The organism is Streptomyces sp. NPDC001914 (assembly GCF_042891215.1).
GTDB lineage: Bacteria > Actinomycetota > Actinomycetes > Streptomycetales > Streptomycetaceae > Streptomyces.
In genome coordinates this window covers 521,248-539,205 of sequence record NZ_JBIASW010000005.1, presented here as the reverse complement: position 1 = coordinate 539,205, position 17,958 = coordinate 521,248, and the positions used below count along the sequence as shown (strand labels likewise).

The window sequence follows — 17,958 nt, the reverse complement described above, 5'->3', positions numbered from 1 at the left end:
CGAACGGGCCGCGTGATCCTCCTGGGGTCACGCGGCCCGTTCGTGTGTCCGTACGCATACTGAGGCATACGGAAGGCAAGAAGGACAACGACACAGACGGAAAAGGCGAGGCTGGAGTTGGTGGCGGACCCGGAAGCGGAAGACCGCAAGCCGCACTCGGACGAGGCGAGGAGTGCCTTCAGCCCGCCCACGGGTGTGGCGCCGCCGGGACCGGCGGCGGCCGACGACGAATCCTCGACGACGTCGGAGTTCGCGCTCCCCCAGGGCCTCGACGCACCGCAGACGGCCGGGCCGGAGCACGAGGGCTCGGCCTTCAGCACGCCGCACACCTACAGCGCCCGGCAAGCGCCTCCCGCGTTCACGCCCGCAACCGGGATCCCCATGGTCAGCCTGACCAAGGACGCGCCCTGGCAGGACCGCATGCGCACGATGCTGCGCATGCCGGTGACCGAGCGGCCCGCGCCGGAGCCCGTGCACAAGGAGGACGAGTCGGGGCCCGCCGTCCCGCGTGTCCTCGACCTGACCCTGCGCATCGGCGAGCTGCTCCTGGCGGGCGGCGAGGGCGCCGAGGACGTGGAGACGGCGATGTTCGCCGTGTGCCGCTCCTACGGCCTGGACCGCTGCGAGCCGAACGTCACCTTCACCCTGCTGTCGATCTCGCACCAGCCGTCCCTGGTGGACGACCCGGTGACGGCCTCACGGACGGTGCGCCGCCGGGGCACCGACTACACGCGCCTGGCGGCCGTCTACCGGCTCGTCGACGACCTGAGCGACCCGGAGACGGCGATCCCGCTGGAGGAGGCGTACAGGCGGCTCGCGGAGATGCGGCGCAACCGGCATCCCTACCCCGGCTGGGCGCTGACGGCCTCCGGCGGGCTGCTGGCCGGCGCGGCCTCGGTGCTCGTCGGCGGTGACGCGATCGTGTTCGTCGCCGCCGCGCTCGGCGCGATGCTCGGAGACCGCCTGGCCTGGCTGTGCGCGGGACGCGGGCTTCCGGAGTTCTACCAGTTCACGGCCGCCGCGATGCCGCCCGCCGCGATAGGGGTGGCGCTCACGGTGGCGCACGTCGACGTGAAGGCGTCCGCCGTGATCACCGGTGGGCTCTTCGCGCTGCTGCCGGGGCGGGCGCTCGTCGCCGGGGTGCAGGACGGACTGACCGGCTTCTACATCACCGCGTCCGCGCGGCTGCTCGAAGTCATGTACTTCTTCGTGGGCATCGTCGTCGGCGTCCTGGTGGTGCTCTATTTCGGCGTCAAGCTGGGCGCGCAGCTCGACCCGGACGCGGCGCTGAACATCTCCGAGCGGCCGCTGATCCAGATCGCCGCGTCGATGCTGCTGTCGCTCACCTTCGCGGTCCTGCTCCAGCAGGAACGTTCCACCGTCCTCGCCGTGACCCTCAACGGAGGCGTGGCCTGGTCGGTCTACGGGGCGATGCACTTCGCGGGCGGTATATCTCCGGTGGCCTCCACGGCCGTCGCGGCGGGCCTCGTGGGCCTCTTCGGGCAGCTGCTCAGCCGCTACCGGTTCGCCTCCGCGCTGCCCTACACGACGGCCGCGATCGGGCCGCTGCTGCCCGGTTCGGCGACCTACTTCGGACTGCTGTCGATCGCCCAGAACAACGTCGACAAGGGGCTGGTGTCGCTCACCAAGGCGGCGGCCCTGGCGATGGCCATCGCGATCGGCGTGAACCTGGGTTCGGAGATCTCGCGGCTGTTCCTGCGTCTGCCGGGCGGCTCCGCCGGCGGGCGGCGGGCCGCCAAGCGGACCCGCGGGTTCTGAGGCGCGGTCCCGGCGGGGGGCGGTACGGACGTCGGCCCGGTCGGTACGAAGATCGGCCCGGTCCCAGGAGGACCGGGCCGATGCCTCAGTTCTGCGCGGGGCCCTGGCCGTAGGGGTACTGGTCGGCGTCGTACTGACGGCGCGGGTGGCCCTGGGGGTGCTGCTGCGGGTGGGCCTGCCCCTGGTCGTAGCCCTGCTGGTACCCCTGGTCGTACTGCTGCTGGTCGTAGGCGTAGCCCTGGTCCGAGCCGTACGACTGCTGGTGCTGGGGCTGCTGGTACTGCTGCTGGGGCTGCCGCGGCCGGTGCTGGGACGGCTGGGGCTGGTACTGCTGCTGGGACGGGTACGGCTCACCCTGGCGGCCGTAGCCCTGGTGCTGGTTGCCGTAGCCCTGGTGCTGGTTCCCGTAGGACTGGCCGTGGCCCTGGTTCCCGTGCGACTGGTCCTGGCCCTGGTTCCCGTACGACTGGCCGTGCCCCTGGTTGCCGTACGACTGGTCCTGATCCTGGTTCCCGTACGACTGACCGTGACCCTGGTTCCCGTACGGACGGGCCTGGTTCCGGCCGCCGTACGGCGAGTCCTGGCCCTCGTGGACCGGCGGCACGCGCAGCGGCCTGGTCGCGTCGTCCATGACGGGCGCGGCGGGGCGGGTGCGGGCGGCCTCGGACGGAGCCGGGAAGGGGTCCTCCTGGAAGTCCTGCGGCTCCTGCGCCGGCTGCGGCGGGTTCTTCTTGGCCTGGGAGCGGGCGCGCAGGAACTCGATCACGATCGGGACCACCGAGACGAGCACGATCAGGATCAGGATCATCTCGATGTGCTTGTTGACGAACTCGATCTTGCCGAGCCAGGAGCCGAGCAGGGTGACGCCGGCGCCCCACAGGATGCCGCCGATGATGTTGAAGGTGAGGAAGGGGCGGTACCGCATGCCGCTGACGCCCGCGATGATCGGCGTGAATGTGCGCACGATGGGCACGAAGCGGGCCAGCACCAGGGACTTGGGGCCGTACTTCTCGAAGAACTCGTGGGCCTTGACCACGTTCTCCTGCTTGAACAGGCGGGAGTCCGGGCGGGTGAAGAGGGAGGGCCCGACCTTCTTGCCGAAGAGGTAACCCGCCTGGTCGCCGAGGATCGCGGCGAGACAGATCAGCGGGACCGCCGCCCACAGCGGGAAGTCCAGGGCGCCCGTGGCGATCAGCAGACCGCAGGTGAACAGCAGCGAGTCGCCCGGCAGGAAGAAGCCGATGAGCAGGCCGGACTCGGCGAAGACCACCAGCAGCAGGCCCCAGATGCCGAAATTGTCCAGGAGCGTGTTCGGATCCAGCCAGCTGGGACCGAGGGCGAGCGTCATCACGGGTCCGGGCTCCTGAGGGGTGAAGGGAGGTACGGCGGTCCTGTACGGCCGGTCAAAGCTATCAACGCAATGTGTCAACGCCAGGTTCCACCCGTGACTCCAGGATGCACTGTGCGCCGACTGGGACAAAGCTGTGGACCATGGGCATCGATGAATACGGCGGCGGTCAGCGTCCCCACGCGGACGTCCTGGTCGTGACGACGAACGACGTTCCCGGCCATCGCGTCGAGCAGGTCATCGGCGAGGTCTTCGGCCTCACGGTCCGCTCCCGCCATCTGGGCAGCCAGATCGGCGCGGGCCTGAAGTCGATGATCGGCGGTGAGCTCAAGGGGCTCACCAAGACACTGGTGGAGACCCGCAACCAGGCCATGGAGCGACTCGTCGAGCAGGCACGCGCGCGTGGCGCCAACGGCGTCCTCATGTTCCGCTTCGACGTCTCCGAGGCGGCGGACGTGGGCACGGAGGTCTGCGCCTACGGCACGGCCGTGGTCCTGGTGAAGGAGTAGGACCCGCGGCACCCGGCACCGGTGAGGGGCGCCCGCCTTCGCGGGCGCCCCTCACCGGTCAGGCCTCCCCGGGGTGCCGGGCGGCGTTCGCCGTGATCGCGTCCCTCAGGTGTTCGGCCAGCCCCGGCCGCATCGAGTCGTAGAACGCCTTGAACCGTTCGTCCGCGACGTACATCCCGCCGAGTCCCCGGTGGATCTCGTACGTGCACGTGTAGAACCACTTGGTGATGTGCTGCCGGTGTTCCTCGGCCATGTCCATGGCCCGCGGGCCGTCCGGCCGCTCCCCGTCCGCCATCAGGGCGTCGTACCGCTCGCCCCAGGAGGCCACCTCGGCCTGCATGCGCTTCCAGTCGTCCTTGGTGTAGCGGGCGGTGCGGCGCTGCGACTCGGCGTACGTCTCCGTACCGCCCCAGCGGCGTTCGGCCTCCTCGGCGTGCTCCTCGGGGTCCTTGTCCCCGAAGACCTCGAACTTCTCCTCGGGCGTGAGGTCGATACCCATCGTGCGTGCCTCCATGGCGTGCTCCACGGCCGCGGCCATCTTCTGCAGCTTCTCGATCCGGGCGGTCAGCAGGTCGTGCTGGCGGCGCAGATGCGCGCGCGGGTCCGCTTCCGGGTCGTCGAGCAGGGCGGCGACCTCCTCGAGCGGGAAGCCGAGTTCCCGGTAGAACAGGATCTGCTGCAGCCGGTCGAGATCGGCGTCGCTGTAACGCCGGTGGCCCGCGTGACTGCGTCCGCCCGGCGCGAGCAGACCGATCTCGTCGTAGTGGTGCAGCGTGCGCACCGTCACCCCGGCGAATCCGGCGACCTGGCCCACTGAGTAGCCCACTTCCGCTCCTTCCTCGGTACGCCCTCCACGATGGGTCCTGACGTGACGTGAGGTGCAAGCCCGCGGTGCCCGTTCGGGCCGGTCCGACCGACGACGCCCGGGATGTTATGTCCGATTCGCGCGTTTATGGTGAGCCCGTGACCGACGAAGCGGCTCCCCCGGGACCGGCCCCCACCCGGGCGACGCCCGCGCGGAGGCTGCTGCCCCTCTTCCTCCCCGCCGTGGTCGTCGGCGCGGTCTCGAGCCTTCTGTTCGTGGGCGTGAGCAAGCTCGCCGACCAGCTCAAGGACGTGCTGTGGACGGACCTGCCCGACGCGCTCGGCATCGGCGGATACTCCTCGCTCTGGATGATCGTCATGCTCACCACCACCGGCATCCTGGTCGGTCTGGTGGTGTGGAAGGCGCCGGGCCACGCGGGCCCCGATCCGGCCACGCTGGGGCTCCAGGCGGAACCGATGGCCCCCTACATCCTGCCCGGGCTGCTCGTGGCGGCCGCGCTGATGCTGGCGGGCGGTCCGAGCCTCGGCCCCGAGAACCCGATCATCGCCACCAACGTCGCGCTGGCGTTCTGGGCCGGCCGCCGGTTCGCCCCCGCGGCGCCCGGCGAACTGTGGGTGATGCTGGCCGAGGCGGGGACCATCGGCGCCCTGTTCGGCACGCCCGTCGCGGCGGCGCTGGTCATCTCCGAGGCGCTCGCCGGACGGCAGGTCAAGGGCATGCTGTGGGACAACCTCTTCGCACCGCTGACGGCCGCCTCGGTGGGCTCGATGCTGACGTCGCTGCTGGGACACGCGAGTTTCGACCTCGGTCTTCCCCCGCTCGGAAGCCCGGGCTGGGCCGATGTGCTGTCCGCGGTGGTGGTCGCCTCCGCCGCGGCGGTGCTCGGCATGGCCGGGGTCTACGCCTTCCCCCACGTCCACAAGGCCTTCTCCCTGCTGCGCCATCCCATGGCGGCCCTGCCCGTCGGCGGGCTCGTCCTCGGCCTGCTGGGCTGCCTGGGCGGGCCACTGACGCTGTTCAAGGGCCTGGACCAGGTCGCCGAGATCGCCCACGACCCGGACGGCTGGTCGGCGGGCCGGTTCGCCCTGATGGCGGTGGTGAAGCTGGCCGCGCTCGTCGTCGCGGCGTCCTGCGGGTTCCGCGGCGGCCGGATCTTCCCCGCCGTCTTCGTCGGCGCCGCGTTCGGTCTGTGCGCCCATGCCCTGGTGCCGGCCGTCGATCCGTCGCTCGGACTGGCCGCGGGGGTCCTGGGCACGCTTCTCGCGATCACCCGGCAGGGCTGGGTGAGCCTGTTCACCGCCGCCGTCCTGGTGGCCTCGCCGTCGATCATCGCCCTGCTCTGCATCGCCTCCCTGCCCGCGTGGCTGCTGGTGACCGGGCGGCCGCAGATGCAGCTGCGCAAGGACGGAAGCGCGATCCGGTGAACCGCCGGGGCGCCCTCATCCGATGAAGAAATGGGACGCCCGTCCCGCCGACCGTTGGGAGAACCCCATGGCGCTGCACCAGGGCCAGCAGAAGCCCGACGCCCACCCGCACTCCGTCAACCCCTTCTACGGCGAGGCCAACCCGGTCAGCGGCATGGTCGAGGCACCGCCCAAGCACCGTCTCCCGGACGGCCCGCTGCCGCCGACGACCGCGCTCCAGCTCGTCCACGACGAGCTCATGCTGGACGGGAACTCCCGGCTGAACCTGGCCACCTTCGTCACCACCTGGATGGAGCCGCAGGCGGGCGTCCTGATGGCGGAGTGCCGGGACAAGAACATGATCGACAAGGACGAGTACCCCCGGACGGCCGAACTGGAGCGGCGCTGTGTGTCGATGCTCGCCGACCTGTGGAACGCGCCGGACCCGTCGGCCGCGGTGGGCTGTTCCACGACCGGGTCGAGCGAGGCGTGCATGCTCGCCGGCATGGCGCTGAAGCGGCGCTGGGCCCTGCGCAACGCGGACCGCTACCCGGGCGCCCGGCCCAACCTGGTCATGGGCGTGAACGTCCAGGTGTGCTGGGAGAAGTTCTGCAACTTCTGGGAGGTCGAGGCCCGCCAGATCCCCATGGAGGGCGACCGGTTCCATCTCGACCCCGAGGCGGCCGCCGCGCTGTGCGACGAGAACACGATCGGGGTCGTCGGCATCCTGGGCTCGACCTTCGACGGGTCCTACGAACCGATCGAGGAGCTGTGCGCGGCGCTGGACCGGCTCCAGGAACGCACGGGACTCGACATCCCGGTCCACGTCGACGGCGCGTCCGGCGCGATGATCGCGCCGTTCCTGGACGAGGACCTGGTCTGGGACTTCCGCCTGCCCAGGGTGTCCTCGATCAACACCTCGGGCCACAAGTACGGCCTGGTCTACCCGGGCGTGGGCTGGGCCCTGTGGCGGACGGCGGCCGAGCTCCCGGAGGAACTGGTGTTCCGGGTGAACTATCTGGGCGGCGACATGCCGACCTTCGCGCTCAACTTCTCCCGCCCCGGAGCCCAGGTCGTCGCGCAGTACTACACGTTCCTGCGGCTGGGCCGGGAGGGCTACCGCGCCGTGCAGCAGACGACCAGGGACGTGGCGCGCGCCCTCGCCGAGCGCGTGGACTGCCTGGGCGACTTCCGGCTCATCACCCGAGGGGACCAGCTGCCGGTGTTCGCCTTCACGACGGCGCCCGAGGTGACGGCGTTCGACGTGTTCGACGTGTCCCGGAGGATGCGCGAGAGCGGCTGGCTGCTGCCCGCGTACACCTTCCCCGAGAACCGCGAGGACCTGTCCGTGCTGCGGGTGGTGTGCCGCAACGGCTTCTCCTCCGACCTCGCCGACCTCTTCATCGAGGACCTGACCCGCCTGCTGCCCGAGCTGCGCCGCCAGCCCCACCCGCTGACCCACGACAGGGAGGCGGCGACGGGCTTCCACCACTGAGGCCCGGCCGGGCCGCCTTCCGGAGCAGGCGGCCCGGGGAGGGGCGTTTCCGTCAGCGGCTCAGGCGGGCGAACCGGCGTACCGCCAGGGGGAAGAAGAGCGCGAGCAGGGCCAGGGGCCACAGGATCGCGGGGGCGATGTGACCCGGCTCGCCGCCCGGTCCGCCGAACAGTTCGCGGACGGCCGTCGCGGTCTGGGACATGGGGTTCCAGCCGACGACCGTGCCCAGCCAGCCGGGCATGGAGCCGGGGGAGGCGAAGACGTTGGACAGGAAGCCGACGGGCCAGACCAGGATCTGCACGGCCTGCACCAGCTCGGGCTTCCCGGCCACCATCGCCAGGTGGATGCCGATCCACAGCATGGCGAAGCGCAGGAGCAGGAGCAGCCCCATCGCTCCGAGGAACGCGCCGGGAGTGCTGTCGGGGCGCCAGCCGATCGCGTACCCGACCCCGGTCAGTACGGCCAGGCTCGCCGCCGACTGGACCATGTCGGCGGCCGAACGGCCCACGAGGACGGCCCCGTTGGCCATCGGCAGGGAGCGGAAGCGGTCGATGACGCCCTTGCCGAGGTCCTGGGTGACGGCCAGCATCGTGCCCTCCAGGCCGAACGCCATGGTCAGGGCGAGCATGCCCGGCACCAGGTAGTCGACGTACTCGCCCTCGACGCCCTGGCCGCCGCCGACCAGGTAGCCGAACATCAGGAGCAGCATCACGGGGAAGACCAGGCCGACCGCCGCCTGGACGGGCTGCCGTGCCCAGCGGGCGAATTCACGGCGGGTCATGGTCCAGCAGTCGGACAGCAGGCGACCTCCCGGGCGGAGTTCGCGCGGCCCGCCGGTTCCTCCCGGTCGCCCGGGTCCCCGGTTCCCTTCGCGGACGGTGTCGTACGTCGTGCTCACACGGCCTCCTTGGCTCGTGACGCGTCTCCGGTGAGGTGCAGGAAGACCTCGTCGAGCGTCGGGCGCCGCAGCGCGATGTCTTCCGCTTCAATGCCGGCCTCCTCCAGGGCGCGGACGACCGCGGCGAGGGCCGCCATGCGGTCGGTGACCGGAGCGCTGAGCAGCCGGCGGTCCGCGTCGACCGAGACCCCCTCCCCCGCGAACGGCAGCAGGGCCACGGCGGCGCCTAGCAGACCCGCATCGCGCAGCACCACGTCGATGCGGTCCCCGCCCGTCCGGGACTTCAGTTCGTCGGCCGTGCCGTCCGCGATGACGTGTCCGCGGTCGACGACCGAGATGCGGTCGGCGAGCTGGTCCGCCTCCTCCAGGTACTGGGTGGTGAGCAGCACCGTCGTACCGCCGCCCACCAGGGAGCGCACCGCCGTCCACACCTCCGCCCGGCCGCGCGGGTCGAGTCCGGTCGTCGGCTCGTCCAGGAACAGCACCTCGGGGTCGGTGATGAGCGACGCGGCCAGGTCCAGGCGGCGCCGCATGCCGCCGCTGTAGTCGCGGACCGCCTTGCGGCCGGTGCCGGCGAGACCGAAGCGCTCCAGGAGTTCACCGGCCCGCGTCCGCGCGGCGCGGGAGCCCAGGTGGTGCAGGCGTCCGAACATCTCCAGGTTCTGCCGGCCGCCGAGCTCCTCGTCGAGGGCGGCGTGCTGGCCGAGCAGGCCGATGCGGGACCGCACCCGGCGGGCCTCGCGCACCACGTCGTGCCCGGCGACCTCCACCCGGCCGCCGTCCGGGCGCAGAAGCGTCGACAGGACCCGGACCAGGGTCGTCTTGCCCGCTCCGTTGGGTCCGAGCACCGCGTGCACCGTGCCGCGCCCGACCAGGAGGTCCAGTCCGTCCAGCGCGTGATGCTCCCCGTACCGCTTGCGTACGTCTTCGACGACGATCGCCCCGGTCATCCCGCTCCCTTCGTTCCGGCCCGCTTCCGGGCCGGTCCGCGGCCGTTCTCAGCCGCCCTCGACGCCAGTAATCAAACTTGACTACCGACACACGCCAACGGAGGGTAAGGCCGGTCATGGGATTAGTCAAACTTGATGAGTGGTGGAATCGAGTCTTGATGAGTGGCGGAATCGAGCGGCGAGGCCGAGTGGTGGGATCCGTGCTCCGTGCCGACCTTCGCCGGTCAGCGCGCGTCCTCCGGGTGGCGCTCCCCCGTCGCGTACGGGTTCTCCTGGTCGTCACGCAGGACCCCGACGAACGGCTCGCCCTCCCCGGCGAAGGTGTAGGCGCCCCCCTCGACGCGGGCGATCAGACCGCGGGTCCACGCCGCGTCGGCGTCGGCGGAGTGGACCCAGAGGTCCATGATCTCGCCGATGTGCCCGAGCTGGGCGGGGCCGTCCTCGGGCACGTAGTGCTCGGTGACGGCCGCACGCCACTGCTCGATCCCGCGGATCCGCTCCTCGAGGAGGGCCACCGCCTCGTCCCTCGGCAGGTCGACGATGAAGCCGATGCCTGCCGAGCGGACGTCCATCTTCTGGTCGTACGACGTCAGGGACTCGCGCAGCAGCGCCAGGAACTCCTCGGTCCCCGCGGCCGTGAGCTCGTACTCGGTGCGCGGCGGCCCGCCGGCCGTGGACGGCGCGATCTCGTGGGCGTGCAGCAGTCCCTGCTTGGCCATCTGCTTGAGCGCGTGGTAGATCGAGCCGGGCTTGGCGTTGGACCACTCGTGCGCGCCCCAGTATTCGAGGTCGTTGCGCACCTGGTAGCCGTGGGCCCGCCCGTGCTGGCGGACCGCGCCGAGCACGAGGAGACGGATCGCTGACATGGCGTCCAGCCTAGGGGTGGTGCGGTCAGGCCCAGGAGGAGCCCTGCTCCAGCGCCACCAGCTCGAAGGCCGTCTTGCCGTCCAGGGACTCGCGGATGATGTCCGCGTGCCCGGCGTGCCGGGCCGTCTCGCGGATCAGGTGGAGGGCCAGCCAGCGCATCGAGACGCGGCCCTCGGGCGGGAACCAGGGGTCCGGCGGAAGCGCGAAGGTGTCATCCAGGCTCGGCACCGAGCGCAGGAAGGCCTCGGTCTCGGCGGCGACCTTCTCCCAGTGGGCGAGCTGCGAGGCGACCGTCTCGCCGTCGACGAGGACGAAGCACTCGTGCCAGTTCGACTCGTCCCGCTTGACGGCCGGCTGCTCGCCCTTGGCCCGCGCGATCCAGCCCTGCTCGACCTCGGCGACGTGCTTGAGCAGTCCGCCCAGGGACAGTTCACTGGCACTCGGCCGGCTCGCCGCCTGCTCCTCCGTCAGCCCGAGGAGCGACCGGCGGATGCCGCCGCGCTGCTCCTCGATGAACGCGAGCAGCGCCCCCCGCTCGTCGCCCCGCTCTTCCGCTCGCACATGCGTGACCATGACCGGCCGCCTCTCATCGGGTCCTTCCGACTGACACCGACGACGCTACGGACCCTTGCGGTCAGGTTCTGTCCGCAAGGGTCCGGGCGCGCTGAACGGTCACGCGAAGGCGTACCGGAGCACGCGAAGGCGTCTCAGAAGGGGAAGCGGCTCCGTCCGTGCTGCACCGAGATCCACTTCGTCGTGGTGAAGGCGTCGACCGTGGTCTCGCCGTTCAGGCGGCCGATGCCGGAGTGCTTCTCGCCGCCGAAGGGGACGAGGGGCTCGTCGTGGACGGTGCCGTCGTTGACGTGGAACATGCCGGTGTCGATCTGCTTGGCGAAGTTCACGCCGCGCTCGACGTCAGCCGTGTGGACGGCACCCGAGAGGCCGTACGGCGTGTCGTTGACGATCCGGACCGCCTCCTCCTCCCCGTCGAAGGGGACGAGGAAGACGACCGGGCCGAAGACCTCCTGGCGCAGCAGGTCCGAGTCGGCGGGGACACCGGTCAGGACGGAGGGCTCGACCAGGTTGTCCGTGGTGGTGCCGCGGACCAGGGCGGTGGCGCCCTCGGTGATCGCCTGCTCGACGACGCCCGACAGCGCGTCCGCCTGGGAGGCGTTGATGACCGGGCCGATGACCGTCTGCGGGTCCCTCGGGTCGCCGGTCTTCAGCGTCCTGACCTTGGCGACGAACTTCTCGGTGAACTCGGCCTCGATCGAGCGGTCCACGAGGACACGGTTGGCGGCCATGCAGACCTGGCCCTGGTGGACGTAGCGGCTGAAGACCGCCGCGTCGACCGCGTAGTCGATGTCCGCGTCCTCCAGGACCACCAGGGCGCTGTTGCCGCCCAGTTCGAGCACCGAGCGCTTGAAGTTCGCGGCGCAGACGGTGGCCACGTGCCGGCCGACCTTGTCGGAGCCGGTGAAGGAGATGACCTTCGGGACCGGGTGCTCGATGAAGGCGTCGCCGATCTCGGCGATGTCGGTGATGACGACGTTCAGGAGGCCGCCGGGCAGGCCCGCCTCCTCGAAGATCTTCGCGACCAGGGAGCCGCCGACGATCGGGGTGTTCTGGTGCGGCTTCAGGACCACGCCGTTGCCGAGCGCGAGCGCGGGGGCGACGGACTTGACCGACAGCAGGAAGGGGAAGTTGAAGGGACTGATGACGCCGACGACACCGACGGGGACGCGGTAGAGGCGGTTCTCCTTGCCGTCGACCGGCGAGGGGATGATCTTCCCTTCGGGGCGCAGCGCGAGCTGGACCGCCTCGCGCAGGAACTCCCGGACGAGGTGCAGCTCGAAGGCCGCCTTGAGGCGGGTGCCGCCGAGCTCGGCGATGATCACGTCGGTGATCTCCGCCTCGCGCTCGTCGATGACGGCGAGGGCCTTCTCGAAGACCGCGCGGCGCGCGTACGCGTTCGTCGCGCCCCACTGCTTCTGGGCGCGCTCGGCGGCGCGGTAGGCGTCATCGACCTCTTCGACCGTGGCTATCGTGATCGAGGCCAGCTTCTCGCCGTCGTACGGGTTGAAATCGATGATGTCCCAGGAGCCCGTTCCCGGGCGCCACTCGCCGTCGATGTACTGCTGGGCCAGGTCGGTGAAGTAGGACGACATGTGCTCCCTCAATCCCTGTGCTGCCGAGACAGTCCTTGGCCCGGGACAGCAGACATCCGATCACGGTCTGATCACATGTCATCGTACTTGTGTTTCAAGGGAGTTGAAGGAGACCAGAGAAGTCTGCGGCCACTCTCAGGAGAGCTGGAGCAGCCCGCGCAGCAGATCACGGCTCTCGGCCGGACCGGGGCTGTCCTGCTGGAGCTGCTTGAGCGCGCCCTCGTACTGGTTGACGTCCTCGCGCTTGTCCAGGTACAGCGCGCTGGTCAGCTGCTCCAGATAGACGACGTCCGACAGATCGGACTCGGGGAAGCTCAGGATGGTGAACGCGCCGCTCTCGCCCGAGTGCCCGCCGAAGCTGAACGGCATCACCTGGAGACGCACGTTGGGCCGCTCGGAGACCTCGATCAGGTGCTGGAGCTGTCCGCGCATCACCTCGCGGTCGCCGTACGGGCGGCGCAGCGCGGCCTCGTCGAGGACGATGTGGAACTCGGGGGCGTTCTCGGAGACGAGGTACTTCTGGCGCTCGAGGCGCAGGGCCACGCGCCGGTCGACGTCGGCCGCGGAGGCACCCTTCATGCCGCGCCGGACGACGGCGTGCGCGTACGCCTCGGTCTGGAGCAGGCCGTGCACGAACTGCACCTCGTACACCCGGATCAGGTGGGCCGCGCCCTCCAGGCCGACGTAGGTGGGGAACCAGCTGGGCAGGACGTCGGAGTAACTGTGCCACCAGCCGGCGACGTTGGCCTCCTTGGCGAGCGAGACGAGGGAGGTGCGCTCGGCCTCGTCCGTGATCCCGTAGAGCGTCAACAGGTCCTCGACGTCGCGGGTCTTGAAGCTCACCCTTCCCAACTCCATACGGCTGATCTTCGATTCGGAGGCGCGGATCGAGTAGCCGGCCGCTTCACGGGTGATGCCACGCGCCTCACGCAGGCGCCGCAGATGTGACCCCAGCAGCATGCGCCGCACCACCGAGCCGCTCGACTCACCAGCGCTCACGTTCGTCAGCCTCCCCAACCGTCTTCCAGACGCCGAAGTCTGCCACTAAAACACTTCAAGCAGTACTCGTTCAGTTACGGAAACGGAAAGCAGCCAAAGCAGAGGCACAGGAAAGGATCAGTGAAGCGTCGAGAACTGAGAATAAGGTGAAGGAAGAAATGAGCCAGAAGTAGCAGAGGAAGGTCCAATTCGGGCGCGTGCACGTGCATCTGCCCTTGCATCTGCTGTACGCATTCGGAACCATGGTCCCCGCGCCACCGCTGCATCGCAACGACCGCGAACACCCGGGAGTGCCTCGCATGGGGACGAATGGATCGACCATGCTCGAACCCTTACGGCAGGGACTTCCGCCTCTCGATCCCGCGGCCGTGTCCAGCGCCGCCTCGTGCGCCCTGCCCGCCCGCTACGAAGCGGTGCGCGAGGCCCGGCAGTTCACCCGCCAGACGTTGGACCAGTGGGAGATCGGCGACCGTTTCGACGACGTCTGTCTGGTCGTCTCCGAACTCGTCACCAACGCCCTGCGGCACGCGCTGCCCGCGGACACGCCCCGCAAGGACGACCAAGGGCCGCCCGTACGGCTGCACTTGATGAGGTGGACCTCACGACTGGTGTGCGCGGTGCGCGACCCCAGCCACGAGAGTCCCGTCGCCGGCGACTCGGACGACTTCGCGGCGGAGTCGGGGCGCGGCCTCTTCCTCGTCGACTCGTTCTCGGACAGTTGGGGCTGGCACCCGCTCGCCGGAACGCTCAGCGGCAAGGTCGTCTGGGCGCTGTTCCGGCTCGGAGTGCAGCCCGCGACGCCCGCGCTCTCCTCCGAATAGAGAACCGCGGCGCCTTCTGGCGCCGCGGTTCTACGCGCGTTACTGAACGCAGAGTGAAGTTCACCCTCGGATTACGCCACCCGTACCGTCGCCGCCTCGCGACCCACCGGTCCGGGACACCCCGTGATCACGGCCGTCAGCCCGCGATCAGGTGGTCGAACTCGCCGTCCTTGATGCCCAGAAGCATGGCTTCGATCTCGGCGCGCGTGTAGACGAGCGCGGGCCCCTCGGGGAACCGCGAGTTCCGCACGGCCACGTCACCGCCGGGCAGCCGCGCGAACTCCACGCAGGAACCCTGTGAGTTGCTGTGCCGGCTCTTCTGCCAGGCGACGCCGTCAAGCTCGGTCGCAGCCATGCCGTTGTACGCAAATTCAGCCATACCGTCGTACACGTCATCCACGTCGAACACGTCGTGGTCCACAGGTCGCTCCCCGGTCGTGCAGTGGCTGAGGTGGCCATAGGTGCAGTAGTCAACTGACTCGGATCATAGCTCTGTTCATGTGCAGATGCATGGGCAGATGCACGTGCACGCGGGGTGGTCCTGCGGTTACAGCTTTTACCGGCCTTTGACTACCGGCTGTCGCTCGCCCGACTACGGCCTGCACCTCACCGGAGTGCCCTACGGTCCTACATCCGGTCCAGCGCATTCCCCAGAGATCGCATCACATGCGACCTCCAGCCCCCGTCCATGATCTTCCGCGCCATCATCTGTGTGGGATCGTCCGGATCGAATCCCTCGTGTACTAGGAAGAGACGCGTGCCGCGCCCTTCCTGTTCCAGTGTCCAGGTAATGGTCCAGTCCGCGGGCCGCCGGGCGTCCGCGTCGGCCCAGCGGACGCTCAGCATCCGCTCGGGCTCGAAGGCGAGAACGCGCACGTCGACGGTGCCGGAGAAGTTCGCGTTCGGGCGCGGGACGGCCGTCAGCCTGTAGCGGTGGCCGACCTCCAGCCGGAAGTCCTCGGAGCCCGGCATCTGCCACTGGGCGAGCAGTCCGGGCTCGGTGAGCGCCCGCCAGACCTTGGCGGGCGGGTGCGGGAAGAACTGGGCGACACGGACGGTCGTGAGGTCGTCGTCGCCGTCAGCGGGGGCCGGGCTGCGGGGATCGGGGGTCGCGCCCTGCGGGTCGGAGGTCATGTCCCGGCATCGTCGGGCATGCGGTCCAGGAGGGCGCCGAGATCCTTCAGCCTGTCGCTCCAGAAACGCTCGTACGGATGGAGCCAGTCCTGGACGTCGGCGAGCGGGCCGGCCTCCAGGCGGTAGATGCGCTGCCGGCCCGCGCGCTCCTCGGACACGAGTCCGGCCTCCCGCAGCACCTTGAGGTGTTCCGAGAGGCTGGGGCGCCGCATGGCGAAGTGGTCGGCCAGCGCCTGGACCGGCTGCGGCCCCCGCTCCCGCAGCAGCCGCAGCACCTCACGCCGGGTGGAGTTGGCGAGCGCCGCGAAGAGCTGATCCTCTTGGGCGGAGGGGTCACCCTGTCGGGGCGGAGAGCCCGTGCCGGCTGGAGAACCTGTGCCGGCCGTCGAGCCAGTTCCGGTCATGGAGCCGGTGCCGACCGTTGAGGCAGTTCCGGCCGGAGAGTCGACGCCGGCCGTTGAGCCGGTTCCGGTCGTCGAGCCCGTTCGGGCCGTCGAGCCCGTTGCGGTCGCGGAGCGGGTTCCGACCGTCGAGCCGGCTCCGGCCGGAGAATCGGCGCCGGCGAGAGAGCCGGTTCCGGCGGGCGCACCAGCTCCGGCGGCCGCGGCGGCGGCTCCGCCGGGAAAGCCGACGGGCGCCCCCGTTTCGACGGGCACTCCGGCCGGGGCCCCCTGCCCGACTCCGGTCCCGGTCATGGCGCGCTCAGCACCCTTCGCTCCTACTCCGAGGCCGACTCCAGGGCCTTCTCCGTGATCAGCATCAGACCGTTGCCGTCGGGGTCCCGGAACGAGGCCATGCGACCCCAGGGAAGGTCGTCCGGACCCTCCACCCCGACTCCGGCGGCGGTGAGCCGCGCGCAGTCGGCGTCGACGTCGGTCGTCACCAACATGATCCCCCGGACCTCGCCGGGCGTGAAACCCCCCATCCCGGGACCCGAGAGCGTGAAGACGGTCTGCGCCCCCTTCGGCGCCACCTGGAGCCACCGGCCGGGCGGCATGTCCAGGTCGGCGGTGACCTCGAATCCGAGGACGTCCCGGTAGAAGCGAAGGGCCCGTTCCTGGTCGGCGACGGGAAGCGTGACGAAGGAGGCGTGAGTGACGTTCATGATGCGAGAATAGGTAGGAGATTCCCTACGCGTCAACCGTAGGGAATCTCCTACCTATTGCGCCCTCGCGCCCCCGCACCGTCGTACACCCGTGAGCAACCGCACCCCGCATCACCGGAGGGGGTCTCCGGGTCCTCCTGATAGCTTGCTGCGATCGTCCGGACGACCCGCATCCATCCCACCCTTGGGGGCTTCAGTGACTACGGCGACCTTCCCGTCCCGCCGCGCGCGTATCGCGGCGGTGGCCGCGGGACTGGCGGCGGCGGCCGTACTGACCGGCTGCAGCGGCGGGGGCGACGACTCCGGGGACCCGTCGGCGACCCCGAGCGCGTCCACGACGGACGGCGCCGGTACGGGCGGCGGCTCCGGCGGCACCCCCGCCGCGGGCGGCAAGCTCCAGGGAAGCTGGCTCACGACCGCCGACGGCAAGGCCGTGGTGCTCATGATCAACGGCAAGCAGGCCGGCCTCTTCGCGACCGGCGGCACGGTGTGCAGCGGCACCTCGTCCGAGGAGGCGAGCATGCGGATGATCCGCCTCGCCTGCACGGACGGCAGCAAGAAGCGCGCCGTCGGCATGGTCGACTCCGTCAGCGGTACGACGCTGACCGTCACCTGGGAGGGCGGCCTCGGCAAGGAGACGTACACGAAGAGCGAGGGCGGCAAGCTGCCGTCGGGCCTGCCGACGGCGAGCCTGGGCTCCTGATCGCCTGATCCGCCGATGGCCTGATCCGGCGACGACCTGATCCGGCGACGGCTTCATCCGGCGGTCGCTCGAACCGGCAATCGCTCGAACCGGCGATGGCCCGGCCACGCGAACCCGACGGGATCACGCGGCCGCCCCGACAAGGCGCGAACGTCCGCGGACAATATCGGGCGATACCGGTCCCGTGCGGGTGAACAGCGAGGGGCGCGCAACCTCGGTGGACCCGGGTGCGTGATGATCCATGCACAACGTCACGACCTCCAGGGGAACCCATGCGCGCTCTGCCCATCGCCGTCACCGTCCTCGCGGCGGCCCTCGCCCTGACCTCCTGCGACGGCGGCGGCTCCGGCAGCACCGGCGGTTCCGGGAAGTCCGGCGACGCGGCCGGATCGTCGGAGAAGGCGACCGCCGCGGCCTGCGCGATCGGCGACACCGGAATCCAGGTCGGCCCCGCGAACGCCGCCACGGCCGCCGGGGACACGGGCAACATCCCCGTCACCCTCACCAACAAGGGCGCCCGGTGCACCCTGACGGGCTTCCCCGGGCTCACCGTGGAGGGGGGCGGCGTCTCCGCCGCCATCGAGGCGGACAAGTCCGCGGCGCCGGAGCCGCTGACCCTCGCCGAGGGCGACACCGCGACCTTCACGATCACCTACGTACGGGGCGCGGACGGGGACGCCAAGACCCTCGCCGTGAAGACGCTGAAGATCGCCCTGCCCGGCGCCGACACCACGCAGAGCTTCCCGTGGTCGTACGGTCCGCTGGCCGGGAAGGGTTCGGCGAGCGAGCCGAACGCCTCGGTGACACCGTTCCAGCACGCGGGCGACTGACGTACGAGCGGCGCCCGGCGTTCTGACGGACGCGGCGCGGCTTTAGGGGACGCGGCGCGGTTCTAAGGGACCCGGCACGGCGCTGGCGGACATGGCGCGGTTCCAGGAGACCCGGCGCGGCTC

General features: G+C 70.5%; 19 protein-coding genes. 7 read left to right on the top strand and 12 right to left on the bottom strand.

Annotation, left to right across the window (positions count from 1 at the left end):
• The first annotated feature begins 120 nt into the window (after nucleotides 1–120).
• On the top strand, nucleotides 121–1,779 hold the full coding sequence (locus tag ACFYYF_RS17965) for a threonine/serine exporter family protein (protein ID WP_388776637.1): 1,659 nt from the start codon (nucleotides 121–123) through the stop codon (nucleotides 1,777–1,779).
• A gap of 85 nt (nucleotides 1,780–1,864) precedes the next feature.
• Here the strand turns inward: ACFYYF_RS17965 and ACFYYF_RS17960 are convergent, their stop codons facing one another.
• On the bottom strand, nucleotides 1,865–3,130 hold the full coding sequence (locus ACFYYF_RS17960; protein ID WP_388776634.1) for a VTT domain-containing protein: 1,266 nt from the start codon (nucleotides 3,128–3,130) through the stop codon (nucleotides 1,865–1,867).
• Nucleotides 3,131–3,270: 140 nt separating this feature from the next.
• Between ACFYYF_RS17960 and ACFYYF_RS17955 the strand changes: the two genes are divergently transcribed.
• Nucleotides 3,271–3,636 carry a YbjQ family protein gene (locus ACFYYF_RS17955; protein WP_361684809.1) on the top strand — a complete coding sequence of 122 codons (366 nt, stop codon included), beginning with the start codon at nucleotides 3,271–3,273 and terminating at the stop codon, nucleotides 3,634–3,636.
• Nucleotides 3,637–3,694: 58 nt separating this feature from the next.
• Here the strand turns inward: ACFYYF_RS17955 and ACFYYF_RS17950 are convergent, their stop codons facing one another.
• Nucleotides 3,695–4,462: a MerR family transcriptional regulator gene (locus ACFYYF_RS17950; RefSeq protein ID WP_388776631.1), complete on the bottom strand. Its 768-nt coding sequence runs from the start codon at nucleotides 4,460–4,462 to the stop codon at nucleotides 3,695–3,697.
• A 137-nt stretch (nucleotides 4,463–4,599) separates the two neighbouring features.
• Here ACFYYF_RS17950 and ACFYYF_RS17945 point away from each other — a divergent pair, with 137 nt between their 5' ends.
• Complete coding sequence (locus ACFYYF_RS17945) at nucleotides 4,600–5,886, top strand: ion channel protein (protein WP_388776628.1); 1,287 nt, start codon at nucleotides 4,600–4,602, stop codon at nucleotides 5,884–5,886.
• 67 nt (nucleotides 5,887–5,953) lie between these two features.
• Entirely contained in the window at nucleotides 5,954–7,360 is a 1,407-nt protein-coding gene (locus ACFYYF_RS17940) for a glutamate decarboxylase (RefSeq protein WP_361684815.1), read from the top strand.
• Nucleotides 7,361–7,412: 52 nt separating this feature from the next.
• Here ACFYYF_RS17940 and ACFYYF_RS17935 read toward each other — a convergent pair whose 3' ends face one another.
• The 6 genes from ACFYYF_RS17935 to ACFYYF_RS17910 all read right to left on the bottom strand — a co-directional run bounded on the left by ACFYYF_RS17935 (nucleotide 7,413) and on the right by ACFYYF_RS17910 (nucleotide 13,203).
• On the bottom strand, nucleotides 7,413–8,141 hold the full coding sequence (locus tag ACFYYF_RS17935; protein WP_388776781.1) for an ABC transporter permease: 729 nt from the start codon (nucleotides 8,139–8,141) through the stop codon (nucleotides 7,413–7,415).
• Nucleotides 8,142–8,254: 113 nt separating this feature from the next.
• Complete coding sequence (locus ACFYYF_RS17930) at nucleotides 8,255–9,208, bottom strand: ATP-binding cassette domain-containing protein (protein WP_388776626.1); 954 nt, start codon at nucleotides 9,206–9,208, stop codon at nucleotides 8,255–8,257.
• A gap of 224 nt (nucleotides 9,209–9,432) precedes the next feature.
• Nucleotides 9,433–10,074: a PadR family transcriptional regulator gene (locus ACFYYF_RS17925; RefSeq protein WP_361684819.1), complete on the bottom strand. Its 642-nt coding sequence runs from the start codon at nucleotides 10,072–10,074 to the stop codon at nucleotides 9,433–9,435.
• Nucleotides 10,075–10,099: 25 nt separating this feature from the next.
• A complete protein-coding gene (locus tag ACFYYF_RS17920; RefSeq protein ID WP_388776624.1) occupies nucleotides 10,100–10,648 on the bottom strand; it encodes a DinB family protein in 549 nt (182 codons plus the stop codon).
• 134 nt (nucleotides 10,649–10,782) lie between these two features.
• Nucleotides 10,783–12,243: an aldehyde dehydrogenase family protein gene (locus ACFYYF_RS17915; protein ID WP_388776622.1), complete on the bottom strand. Its 1,461-nt coding sequence runs from the start codon at nucleotides 12,241–12,243 to the stop codon at nucleotides 10,783–10,785.
• A gap of 135 nt (nucleotides 12,244–12,378) precedes the next feature.
• The gene (locus ACFYYF_RS17910; protein ID WP_361684906.1) at nucleotides 12,379–13,203 is read right to left on the bottom strand and encodes a helix-turn-helix transcriptional regulator; all 825 of its coding nucleotides are present in this window, start codon (nucleotides 13,201–13,203) and stop codon (nucleotides 12,379–12,381) included.
• A gap of 338 nt (nucleotides 13,204–13,541) precedes the next feature.
• Here ACFYYF_RS17910 and ACFYYF_RS17905 point away from each other — a divergent pair, with 338 nt between their 5' ends.
• Complete coding sequence (locus ACFYYF_RS17905) at nucleotides 13,542–14,063, top strand: ATP-binding protein (RefSeq protein ID WP_388776619.1); 522 nt, start codon at nucleotides 13,542–13,544, stop codon at nucleotides 14,061–14,063.
• A gap of 136 nt (nucleotides 14,064–14,199) precedes the next feature.
• On the opposite strand, the gene ACFYYF_RS17900 is transcribed toward ACFYYF_RS17905, so the two are convergent.
• The 4 genes from ACFYYF_RS17900 to ACFYYF_RS17885 all read right to left on the bottom strand — a co-directional run bounded on the left by ACFYYF_RS17900 (nucleotide 14,200) and on the right by ACFYYF_RS17885 (nucleotide 16,302).
• The gene (locus ACFYYF_RS17900; protein ID WP_388776617.1) at nucleotides 14,200–14,484 is read right to left on the bottom strand and encodes a DUF397 domain-containing protein; all 285 of its coding nucleotides are present in this window, start codon (nucleotides 14,482–14,484) and stop codon (nucleotides 14,200–14,202) included.
• Nucleotides 14,485–14,690: 206 nt separating this feature from the next.
• On the bottom strand, nucleotides 14,691–15,197 hold the full coding sequence (locus ACFYYF_RS17895; RefSeq protein WP_388776614.1) for an SRPBCC domain-containing protein: 507 nt from the start codon (nucleotides 15,195–15,197) through the stop codon (nucleotides 14,691–14,693).
• Entirely contained in the window at nucleotides 15,194–15,601 is a 408-nt protein-coding gene (locus ACFYYF_RS17890) for an ArsR/SmtB family transcription factor (RefSeq protein ID WP_388776611.1), read from the bottom strand. The genes ACFYYF_RS17895 and ACFYYF_RS17890 overlap by 4 nt, the downstream gene beginning before the upstream one ends.
• 314 nt (nucleotides 15,602–15,915) lie before the next feature.
• Complete coding sequence (locus tag ACFYYF_RS17885) at nucleotides 15,916–16,302, bottom strand: VOC family protein (RefSeq protein ID WP_365479563.1); 387 nt, start codon at nucleotides 16,300–16,302, stop codon at nucleotides 15,916–15,918.
• Between the two features lie 196 nt (nucleotides 16,303–16,498).
• Between ACFYYF_RS17885 and ACFYYF_RS17880 the strand changes: the two genes are divergently transcribed.
• Both ACFYYF_RS17880 and ACFYYF_RS17875 read left to right on the top strand, forming a co-directional pair.
• Nucleotides 16,499–17,005: a hypothetical protein gene (locus ACFYYF_RS17880; protein ID WP_388776607.1), complete on the top strand. Its 507-nt coding sequence runs from the start codon at nucleotides 16,499–16,501 to the stop codon at nucleotides 17,003–17,005.
• Between the two features lie 272 nt (nucleotides 17,006–17,277).
• Nucleotides 17,278–17,835, top strand: a complete 558-nt coding sequence (locus ACFYYF_RS17875; protein WP_388776604.1) for a DUF4232 domain-containing protein — start codon at nucleotides 17,278–17,280, stop codon at nucleotides 17,833–17,835.
• Nucleotides 17,836–17,958: the final 123 nt, after the last annotated feature.